Raw genomic sequence first — 9,740 nt, forward strand, 5'->3', positions numbered from 1 at the left:
CACCGCGCTCCGGCCGGTCTGGCCGGAGGACCTGGCGGAGGTGCGTGTCGACGGCCGGCGCGCGTGGCTCCCGGCCGAGCAACTGCCGGCGTTGCGGGCCGCCGAGGCACCGGCCGGGGTCCGGCTGCTGCCGCCCGGCGACCCGTTCCTCCAGGCGCGGGACCGGGAGGTGCTGGTGCCGGAGAAGGCTCAACGGCCACAGCTGTGGCGGATGATCGGCAGTCCCGGCGCGGTGCTGGTGGACGGTGACGTCGCCGGCACCTGGCGGGCGAAGCAGGTCGGCCGGGGCGTCCTCGAGCTGACGGTCAGCCCGTTCGGCCGGCTACCGGCCCGGGCCCGCCGCCACCTCGACGAGGAGGCCGCCGTGGTGGCGGCAGCGCGCGGCGCCACCGAGACGCGCGTCCACGTCGACGGCTCGTGACCGACGGAAGCCGGCCCTCCGCATCGGAGAGCCGGCCCCGTCCGCGGCGGACGGTCAGTTGTTCGGCTCGTTGGCGCTGATGTCGGCGAGCACCGACTGCGGTTCGCGCTCGACCGCCAGGTCACCCATGGAGACCAGACCCACCAGGCGCCCGTCGTCGATGACCGGCAACCGGCGTACGGCGTAGGTCCGCATCAGGTCCGCGGCGGCGACCGCGTCGTCGTACTGGCTGACCGTGATCACGTCCTTGCTCGTGATCTCGTTCAGCATGGTGGAGTTCGGGTCCATGTTCTCTGCCACGCCCCGGACCGTGATGTCCCGGTCCGTCACGATGCCGACCACGTTGTCGCCGTCGGTCACCACCACGTCGCCGATGGCACTGTCGCGCATCTCCTGGGCCGCGGCGGTCAGCGTGTCGTTGCCGTCCATCGTCACCAACCGGGTCGTCATGAACTCTCCGACCGTTGTCATGGTGCTCCCCTCTCGGTGTCGGCACCGCGGTCTACCCGTCGCCCCGCCGCAGGTAACGCCGACTTCCGGAGCCCGCGCGGTCACTCATGGCGGGCGAGGAACCAGGCCGCCGTGCACACCTGGTACGCGGCGAGGTTCGGCGGTGAGCCGATCGCGCCGTACCGGAGCGTGGCCGAGGCGGTGGCCACCTGGCCGGAGTTCGCCACGGCCGTGGCGGTCCGCCTCAATGCCGACGACCGGCTCGTCGTCTGCGCGCCCCACGGGCTCGCCGACCTGCTGGGTGGGGTGTGGCGGCACAACCCGACGATGGTCGACGGGACGCGGTTCGGCGAGCGGCTGGCGCAGGTCCGTCCCGCCGATCGATGGCCCGGCGTCACGGTCGTCCGACCTCCTCAGCCGCGCGGCGGGATGCCGTAACCGCGTTCGACGTGCAGGCGCAGCACCAGACGCCGCTCAGCGACCATGGCGGACCGGTAGTCGTCCCAGTCCGGGTGCTCCCCCTGGACCGCCCGGTAGAGCCCAACAAGTTCCTCAACGGTCGGGTCGTCCGGCCGCTCGGCCACCGGGGTCAGCTCGGCACGGGCCTCCACCACCGCGTACGCCCAGCCGTCGTCACTGCTGACGTGGAAGCTGGCGCGCGGGTCGCGGCGCAGGTTCGCCGTCTTGGCCCTGCCGTCGGTCACCGACACCCGGATGAGGCCCCGCTCGCGGTCGAAGGAGTAGACCACGTTGGACAGCTGCGGACGGCCGTCTCGTTTAAGGGTGGCCAGCACGCCGAGCCGCCGGCCGGCGATGAGGTTGGTCAGGGCTTCGGGAATCTCGTCAACGGGCACGGTTACCTCCGTCGGGTCGGTGCGTCGCCTCCCATCCTGCCGCCACCGGTCGCGCCAGGCCGACACCAACCGGCGAGGAGCGCGCGTCGCCGAGCGACGACCGCCCCATGGTCCACTCGACGTCCATGACATCGGGGTGTCCGCCGTCCCGGGACACCCCGATGTCCATGACGTCGAGTGGATCATCCCCACCCGGCCCGCGGCCGGCCCGCGACCGACCGTCCGGGTCAGCGACGCTCGGCCGCGACCAGTTCGGCGAGCTGCACCGCGTTGAGCGCAGCGCCCTTGCGCAGGTTGTCGTTGGAGCAGAAGAGGGCCAGACCGTGCTCGACGGTCTCGTCGGCGCGGATCCGGCCCACGTAGGTCGGGTCCTGACCGGCGGCCTGGAGCGGGGTCGGCACGTCGCTCAGTGCCACGCCGGGCGCGCCGTCGAGCAGCTCGCGGGCCCGCTGCGGGGTGATCGGCCGGGCGAACCGGGCGTTGATCTGGAGCGAGTGACCGGTGAAGACGGGCACCCGGACGCAGGTGCCGGAGACCTTCAGCCCGGGGATCTCCAGGATCTTGCGGCTCTCGTTGCGGAGCTTCTGCTCCTCGTCGGTCTCGGCGGAGCCGTCGTCGACGATCGAGCCGGCCAGCGGCAGCACGTTGAACGCGATCGGCCGGGCGAACGAGCGCGGCGTGGGGAACTCCACCGACGCGCCGTCGAAGGCGAGCCCGGTGGCGTGCTCGGCGACCTTGCGGACCTGCTCGTCCAACTCGGCCACGCCGGCCAGGCCGGCTCCGGAGACCGCCTGGTACGTCGACACGATCAGGCTGACCAGCTCCGCCTCGTCGTGCAGCGGGCGCAGCACCGGCATCGCGGCCATCGTGGTGCAGTTCGGGTTGGCGATGATGCCCTTCGGGCGGTTCGCCACGGCGTGCGGGTTGACCTCGGCGACCACCAGCGGCACCTCCGGGTCCATCCGGAAGGCCGACGAGTTGTCGATCACGACCGCGCCGGCCTCGGCGACCCGGGACGCCAACTCCTTCGCGGTGCCCTTGCCCGCCGAGAAGAGCACGATGTCGAGCCCGGAGTAGTCGGCCGTGGCCGCGTCCTCCACGGTGACCTCGCCGTCCCGCCAGGGCAGGGTGCGCCCGGCCGACCGCGCCGAGGCGAACAACCGCACCTGCTCCGCCGGGAACTCCCGCTCCGCCAGCACCTGCCGCATCACGCCACCGACCTGGCCGGTGGCCCCCACAATGCCGATCCTCATGACCGCGAGGCTACCCAGCCGGGCGGCACAACCGGGAACGCTTTCCCACCGCCCGGGCCACCGTCACACCGCCGGCGGCGACCCCGCTGGCCGCCCGGCTGGGCCGGCGAACCGCAACGACACCGCCGATCAGCCCCACGGACCGGAAGATCCCGAGCCGGCGGTCCAACCGACCGAAGCATCCGCCAGCCACGCCACCTCGCCACGCCCCGTCTCCGACCCTCTCCGACCGCCGCCACGCGACCCACGTCACACCCCCCACCCCACCCCCGCCCCGCCGGTTACCGGCACGTTCACGGAAAGAGTGGCCTCCGGGCGCGGAATGAGCACTCTTACCGTGAAAGTGGGCGGATCGTGGGCGCGCGCGGCTCAGCCCGTCTGGTCGACGATGTCGCCGAGGCCGGTCGCGGCCAGTTCGTCCCGGATCAGGGTCGCGTCGCCCTCCACCACCAGGGTGAGCGATCCCGGCCTCAGGTGCGTGGCGGCCGCCGCGGACACCTGCTCCACCTCGGCGGCGAGCAGGGACTCCCGCAGCCGGGCGTGGTAGTCGTCCGGCAGGTCGTGGACGACGAGCGTGGTCAGCGCCGCGGCGATCGCCCGAGGGCTCTGCAACTCCACCGAGAGCTGACCCGCCCGCCAGGACCGCGCCACCGCCAGCTCGTCCTCCGTCACCCCGGTCTCCTGCGTACGGGTGATCTCGCCGACCGCCTCCACCAGCGCGGGGGCGGTGACGGCGGTCTGCACGCCGGAGCTGACGGCGAACCGCCCGAACCGGCGGGACGTGCCGAAGTCACCCCGGATGCCGTACGTGTAGCCACGAACCTCCCGGATCAGGTGGTTCAGTCGCGAGGTGAACGCGCCGCCGAGCACGGTGCCGGCGAGCGTCATCGGCACGTGGTCCGGGTGCGCCCGGTGCGGTGCCGGGTGCCCCAGCCGCAGCGTGGACTGCACCGAGCCGGGCCGGTCCACCAGGATGATCCGCCGCCGGTCGCGGGGCGTCACCGCGATCGGGCCGCCCCGCTCGACGGACCCGCCGCCGCTGCCGGCGAAGGCCACCGCGCCGAGCGCGTCCAGGTCGATCCGGTCCAGGTCGCCGGCGACGACGAGGGTGCCGGGCCGGATGAACCACTCGGAGTGGAAGACCGTGACGTCCTCGACGTCCAGCGCGGCCACCGAGTCCGGGTCCCCGTACATCGGGCGGCCCCACCGGTTCTCCGCGCCGAACAGGTCGGCGCGCAGCGCCGCGTCGGCCCGGGGACCCGGGTTGGCCCAGTCCATCCGCAGCGCGGTCGCCTCGTCGTCGCGGACCCGCCGGACGTCCTCCGGGTCCAGCTTCGGCGTACGCACGGCCTCGGCCAGCAGTTCCACGGCCGCGGCCAGCCGGTCCACCGGCACCTGCACACTGACCTGGAACGAGTCCCAGTCCAGGCCGGTGACCAGCTCGGTGCCGAGCGCCTCGATCGCGAGCGCGTACGCCGTCGCGTCCCGCTGCGCGGTCCCCTCCTCCAGGGCCTTGGCCAGTACCGCTCCCAGGCCCTCCTTGCCGGTCGGCTCCCGTTCCGCGCCCGCGTCGAGCAGCAGCAGGGCGACGGCGAGGTTCTGCCCGGGCAGGTGCGCGGCGACGACCTGCCCGCCGGCCACCGTCCGGCGCACGACCTGCGGGAACCGGTACGGGCGGGACGTGCCCGGGCCGGGACGGTCGACGATCAGCGTCATGAGGTCTCCTCGGGCAGGTAGGTCAGGGTCACCCGGTCGGCGGCGGCCAGCACCTCGGCGGCCACCTCGGCGATCTGCTCCGCGGTCACCGCGAGCCAGGCCGGCAGCCGTTCGGCCGCCTTCGCCGGGTCGCCGAACTGGGTGGCGTACCGGCCCAGTGTGTCGGCGCGGCCGTCCACCGTGGACATCTGGCGCCACCACGCGGTGCTCAGCAGCGCCTTCGCCCGGTCCAGCTCGGCGGCGGTGACCGGCACGGTGGCCAGCTCGTCCACGACCTCGGCCAGCCCGGTGGACAGCCGCTCGGCGGTCACCCCGGGACGGGCCGTGGCGGTGACGATCAGCGGCGCGGGGGCGTGCGCGAGGTCCACCCCGTACGCCCCCACCAGGTCCGGCTGCGCGAGCCGTTCGCCGTCGGCGAGCCGCTGGTAGAGGCGGCTGCCCCGGCCGCTGCCCAGGACGGTGGCGAGCACGGTGACCACGTCGTAGCCGCCGCTGCCAAAGGCGTGCGTGCGGTGGGCGATGTAGACGCGGGGCGCGGGGACGTCCGCGGTGACCGTCTCCACGGCGGGTTGCCCGCCGGCCGGGACGACCGAGCCGTCCGGCGCGGAAGGGATCTCCGGGCGGGCGGGGATGGCGCCGAAGTACTTGTCGGCGAGCGCGAAGACCTCGGCGGCCGAGGCGTCCCCGACCACGGTCAGCACCGCGTTGTTCGGCGCGTAGTAGGTGGCGTGGAAGGCCTGGAAGGTGGCCAGGCCGGCGGCGTTCAGGTCCTCCATCGACCCGATGGTGGCGTGGTGGTACGGGTGCCCCGGCGGGTAGAGCAGCGGCAGCAGCCGCAGCCACGCGTCGCCGTAGGGCACGTTCTCGTACCGCTGGCGGCGCTCGTTCTTCACCACGTCGCGCTGGTTGTCCAGCGTCTCCTGGGTCAGCGCGGGCACCAGGCCGCCCATCCGGTCGGCCTCCAGCCAGAGCGCCAGCTCCAGATGCTCGGCCGGGACCGTCTCGAAGTAGTTCGTCCGGTCCGGGTTGGTGGTGGCGTTGAGCGAGCCACCGGCGCCCTGCACCAGCTTCATGTGCTCGGTCTTGGCCACGTTGAGCGAGCCCTCGAACATGAGGTGCTCGAACAGGTGGGCGAAGCCGGTCTGGCCCTGCGGCTCGTGCCGGGAACCGACGTCGTACCAGAGGTTCACGGCGACGGCCGGGGCCGTGCGGTCCTCGCTCACCACCACGCGCAGGCCGTTGTCCAGTCGGGTCGTCTCGATGGGCCAGGGGTAACCGCTGTCGGGCATGGCACGACGCTATCCGATCATCGGACGGGAAGGGGACACGCCGGACGCGCCGTGCCGCACCGGCAGGCTTCGACACCCGGCACCCGGGTACCGGGAGGGCATGCCGATCGCCGCCGGAACCCGTACGACCACCGATCGGGCGGCCACCGCCGTCGAACGCGCGACCGCCGCCCTGACCCGCTTGCGTCATGGGCGGCTGCTCCACCCGGCCGGCCGCTCCTTCACCGGGGAGGTCGTCGTGTGGGGCCGGTCCGGGCCGCCGACCGGGGTCCCGCTGATCGACCGGCCCGGGCGGTACGCCGCGACGGTCCGGCTGTCCAAGGGGGTGCCCACGCCGGGGAGCTGGCCCGACGTGCTGGGGCTCGCGGTCCGGCTGCACCGGGATCCGGAGCGCCCGTACGACCTGCTGGTCAGCTCCAGCGCCGCCGCACCGGTGCTGCGTCACCTGCCACTGCCCCGGCGTCGGTTCGCCGGGACGTACAGCTCGATCATGTCGTTCCGGGCGGGGCGGCGGCGCCTGTTCCTGGCGGCGCTGGCCGACCCGGACTCGGCCGACCCGGGCCGGAACCTCGACGAGGTGACCGCCTCGGCCCGCGCGGACGGCCCGAGCCTGATCCTCGCCGTGGCGTCCGCCGTGGGGCCGTGGCGGCCGTTCGGGCAGGTCCGCGTCGACACCCCGCTCGACGCCCGCGCGGACGCCGCGCTGGCCTTCGACCCGATCGGCAACCTGCCGCCCGGGTTGCGGGCGGCAGGACCGATCGCCTGGCTACGGGAGCACACCTACCGCGCCTCCCGCCGTACGCGGGGGGCGGAGGTTCAGTCGGGGGGTTCGGAGGCGGTCACCGTCTGATCGGAGGTACGCCGTTCCAGAACGGTGTCCGGTGCGACGTTCTGGTCCGCCTCCCGGATGTCCGACTCGGCGAGGATGGCCTCCGCCTGGGTCTCCGCGTCGTCACTGCCGACCGCCGCCTCCTCGGGCAGCAGGTGCGCGCGGGACTCGACGCGTTCCTGGTCGCTCTGCTCGTGACTCATGTCCGCCCCCATACCCCGCGCCCGCCCCCCGCACGCGTGAAAGGAAGGGTCCCCCGTTAACGCCTCGCGTTGTACAGGGGCCCCTCTTAACACCGACACCCGGTCAGGAGCGGAACGGCCCGCGTACCTCGTAGGTGATGCCGCCGGAGGACGAGCCGGACGTGCCGCGCTGCGAGGAGAAGTAGAACCGGGTGCCGTCGGGCGAGAACGCCGGCCCGCAGATCTCCGACGAGGACTGCCCCGTGATCCTGAGGAAAGGCGCGACAACGGCGTCCGGAGTGATCAGAACGATCTCCATGTTGCCGCCGTCCTCGGCGACGAACAGGTCGCCGGAGCGGGCGCCGGTGATGTTGTCCACCCCGGTCAGCGGGGCGGTCCCGGAGACCAGCGAGTCGTCGTACGCGAGGTCGATCCGCTGGTTGACCGCGTCGTACGCCCAGACCCGGTTGTCGCCCTTGGTGGTGAACCAGCAGGTGCCGTCGGCGTACCAGCAGCCCTCCCCGCCGTTGAACTTCTTCGCACCCGAGACCTGGCTGCGGGTGGCGGTGGGGTAGCCGTCCGGGTCGCCGACCCGCGCCCAGGTGACCGGGCCGCTGGTGGCCGTGCTGGCGACCAGTACCTCCAGGGTGCCGGAGGAGAGGTCGCCCCAGGTGGTCGGCCGGAACCGGTAGAAGCAGCCGCTGGACTCGTCCTCGGTCAGGTAGATCACCTTGCGGTCCGGATCGCAGGCCGCCGCCTCGTGGGTGAACCGTCCCATCGCCGCCCGCCGGACGCCGGCCTTGCCGCCCTGCGGGTACGTCTCGTAGACGTACCCGCGACTGACCTCCTCGCCGGAGAGCCAGGTCCCCCACGGCGTCGCGCCGCCCGCACAGTTGCGGTTGGTGTTCGACAGGATCCGGTACGCCGAGGCGATGCTCCCGTCGGCGTTGAACCGCACCGCCGACACCCCGCCGGAGCCGGAGATCTCGGAGTTCGAGACGTAGATCCAGCCGGTGCCGGCGACGAAGCAGGCGCCGCCGTCGGGCGCGTCGTGCCAGGTGTACGAGGTGCCGGCCACCGTCTGCCGGGACCGGGCGATGATCCGGCTGGTGAACCCGGCGGGGAGCTGGATGCCCCGCGCGTCGGCCGGCTGGAGCGGCCCGTAGGGGCTGCTGCCGGGCTGGGCGGGCGCGGCGAGGGCGGCGCCGGCCCAGAGACTGCCGGAGAAGGCGGCGGCGCCACCGGCGACGGTGGCGCGCAGGACGGTACGACGGTCCATCGGGAAACCTCCGGGATGCAGCGTTCGGTGGCGCTGAAACTACCGGCGGTCGCATCGACGGAGGTGAACGTGAGGCGAGGCTTTGCGGACGACCCGGTGATGCCTACGCCTCGAATCGGGTACGCTGGCCGACGTGACGCGCTCGTATCGATGGTTTAGGCAGCCGGCTCGCCCGGTGACTTCACCATGATCTGACGTCACCGCACGACGAGCCGGCCGGGCAGGAGCTTTCGTTCCTGCCCTTTTGCGTACGAGCAGCCGGCTCGTACCCGGGCGCCGGCCCCGGGCACGGTCGGCGGAAGGAACCCCGCCGTGACGACCCCGGAGACCGACCGGGTCAGCGATCAGCGCATCGACCGCGTCGTGCCGCTGACCACCCCGGCCCTGCTCCACCACGACCTGCCCCTGGGCGACTCGCTCGCCTCGGCCGTCCTCGCCGACCGGCGTGCCGTCGGCCGGGTCCTGGACCGCGTCGACGACCGTCTCCTGGTGGTGGTGGGCCCGTGCTCCGTGCACGACCCGGCCGCCGCGCTCGAGTACGCGCACCTGCTGCGGGAGGCCGCCGACCGGCACGCCGACGACCTGCTGGTGGTGATGCGGGTCTACTTCGAGAAGCCGCGTTCCACGGTGGGCTGGAAGGGTCTGATCAACGACCCGGGGCTGGACGGCTCCGGTGACGTCAACACCGGCCTGCGCACGGCACGGGCGCTCCTGATCGACGTGCTGCGCCTGGGGCTCCCGGTGGGTTGCGAGTTCCTCGACCCGATCACCCCGCAGTACATCGCCGACACGGTCGGGTGGGGCGCGATCGGCGCCCGTACGGTCGAGAGCCAGGTGCACCGCCAGCTGGCCTCCGGTCTGTCCATGCCGATCGGCATGAAGAACCGCCCCGACGGCAGCATCGCCACGGCGGTGGACGCCATCCGGGCGGCCGGCGTCCCGCACGTCTTCCCGGGCATCGATTTCTCCGGAACCCCGGCGATCATGCACACCCGGGGCAACACGGACGGGCACCTGGTGCTGCGCGGCGGCAACGACGGCCCGAACTACGACGCGGAGTCGGTGGCCGGCGCGCTGGACCTGCTGCGGGCGGCCGGGCTGCCGGAGCGGCTGGTCGTCGACGCCAGCCACGCCAACAGCGGCAAGGACCACCGCAACCAGCCGGCGGTGGCGGCGGACGTGGCGGCGCAGCTCGCCGCCGGCCAGCGCGGCATCGTCGGCATCATGCTGGAGAGCTTCCTGCTCCCCGGCCGCCAGGACCTCGACCCCACCCGCGAGCTGACCTACGGCCAGTCGGTGACCGACGCCTGCATCGGCTGGGACACCACGGCCGAGGTCCTCGACCACCTCGCCCAGTCGGTCCGAACCCGCCGAGCCACCCTCCCCACCCCCGCCTAACCCCACCCCACCCCCCCACCCCCTCACCCCGCGGGTTGATCAAGGGGTTTGCGTCACGAACACCCGGCC

11 protein-coding genes are annotated in these 9,740 nt (G+C 73.3%); 4 read left to right on the forward strand and 7 right to left on the reverse strand.

All coding sequences use genetic code 11. The features are described 5' to 3' along the window. A partial coding sequence (locus AB0I76_RS15190; protein ID WP_357034847.1) for a crosslink repair DNA glycosylase YcaQ family protein occupies window positions 1-421 on the forward strand: 421 nt, incomplete at its 5' end. Window positions 422-475: 54 nt separating this feature from the next. Here AB0I76_RS15190 and AB0I76_RS15195 read toward each other — a convergent pair. Continuing rightward, entirely contained in the window at window positions 476-892 is a 417-nt protein-coding gene (locus AB0I76_RS15195; protein WP_357034849.1) for a CBS domain-containing protein, read from the reverse strand. Window positions 893-907: 15 nt separating this feature from the next. On the opposite strand from AB0I76_RS15195, the gene AB0I76_RS15200 reads away from it, so the two are divergent. Then, window positions 908-1,309: a nucleotidyltransferase family protein gene (locus tag AB0I76_RS15200; RefSeq protein ID WP_357034851.1), complete on the forward strand. Its 402-nt coding sequence runs from the start codon at window positions 908-910 to the stop codon at window positions 1,307-1,309. Here the strand turns inward: AB0I76_RS15200 and AB0I76_RS15205 are convergent. The 4 genes from AB0I76_RS15205 to AB0I76_RS15220 form a co-directional block, all read right to left on the reverse strand. Beyond that, window positions 1,285-1,725, reverse strand: a complete 441-nt coding sequence (locus AB0I76_RS15205) for a PPOX class F420-dependent oxidoreductase (protein ID WP_357034853.1) — start codon at window positions 1,723-1,725, stop codon at window positions 1,285-1,287. The genes AB0I76_RS15200 and AB0I76_RS15205 overlap by 25 nt on opposite strands. A 227-nt stretch (window positions 1,726-1,952) precedes the next feature. Continuing rightward, window positions 1,953-2,978, reverse strand: a complete 1,026-nt coding sequence (locus tag AB0I76_RS15210; RefSeq protein ID WP_357034854.1) for an aspartate-semialdehyde dehydrogenase — start codon at window positions 2,976-2,978, stop codon at window positions 1,953-1,955. A gap of 369 nt (window positions 2,979-3,347) precedes the next feature. Further along, the gene (locus AB0I76_RS15215; RefSeq protein ID WP_357034856.1) at window positions 3,348-4,694 is read right to left on the reverse strand and encodes a pitrilysin family protein; all 1,347 of its coding nucleotides are present in this window, start codon (window positions 4,692-4,694) and stop codon (window positions 3,348-3,350) included. After that, the gene (locus tag AB0I76_RS15220) at window positions 4,691-5,983 is read right to left on the reverse strand and encodes a pitrilysin family protein (RefSeq protein ID WP_357034858.1); all 1,293 of its coding nucleotides are present in this window, start codon (window positions 5,981-5,983) and stop codon (window positions 4,691-4,693) included. Before AB0I76_RS15220 ends, AB0I76_RS15215 begins: the two co-directional genes overlap by 4 nt. A gap of 100 nt (window positions 5,984-6,083) precedes the next feature. On the opposite strand from AB0I76_RS15220, the gene AB0I76_RS15225 reads away from it, so the two are divergent. Beyond that, the gene (locus AB0I76_RS15225) at window positions 6,084-6,833 is read left to right on the forward strand and encodes a phosphodiesterase (protein WP_357034860.1); all 750 of its coding nucleotides are present in this window, start codon (window positions 6,084-6,086) and stop codon (window positions 6,831-6,833) included. On the opposite strand, the gene AB0I76_RS15230 is transcribed toward AB0I76_RS15225, so the two are convergent. Continuing rightward, on the reverse strand, window positions 6,800-7,015 hold the full coding sequence (locus AB0I76_RS15230; protein ID WP_357034862.1) for a hypothetical protein: 216 nt from the start codon (window positions 7,013-7,015) through the stop codon (window positions 6,800-6,802). The two genes, AB0I76_RS15225 and AB0I76_RS15230, sit on opposite strands and share 34 nt — an antisense overlap. A gap of 103 nt (window positions 7,016-7,118) precedes the next feature. Then, complete coding sequence (locus AB0I76_RS15235) at window positions 7,119-8,273, reverse strand: alkaline phosphatase PhoX (RefSeq protein ID WP_357034864.1); 1,155 nt, start codon at window positions 8,271-8,273, stop codon at window positions 7,119-7,121. A gap of 312 nt (window positions 8,274-8,585) precedes the next feature. On the opposite strand from AB0I76_RS15235, the gene AB0I76_RS15240 reads away from it, so the two are divergent. Then, on the forward strand, window positions 8,586-9,671 hold the full coding sequence (locus AB0I76_RS15240; RefSeq protein WP_357034866.1) for a 3-deoxy-7-phosphoheptulonate synthase: 1,086 nt from the start codon (window positions 8,586-8,588) through the stop codon (window positions 9,669-9,671). Window positions 9,672-9,740: the final 69 nt, after the last annotated feature.

It is taken from the genome of Micromonospora sp. NPDC049799 (genome assembly GCF_040656655.1).
Classification (GTDB): domain Bacteria; phylum Actinomycetota; class Actinomycetes; order Mycobacteriales; family Micromonosporaceae; genus Micromonospora.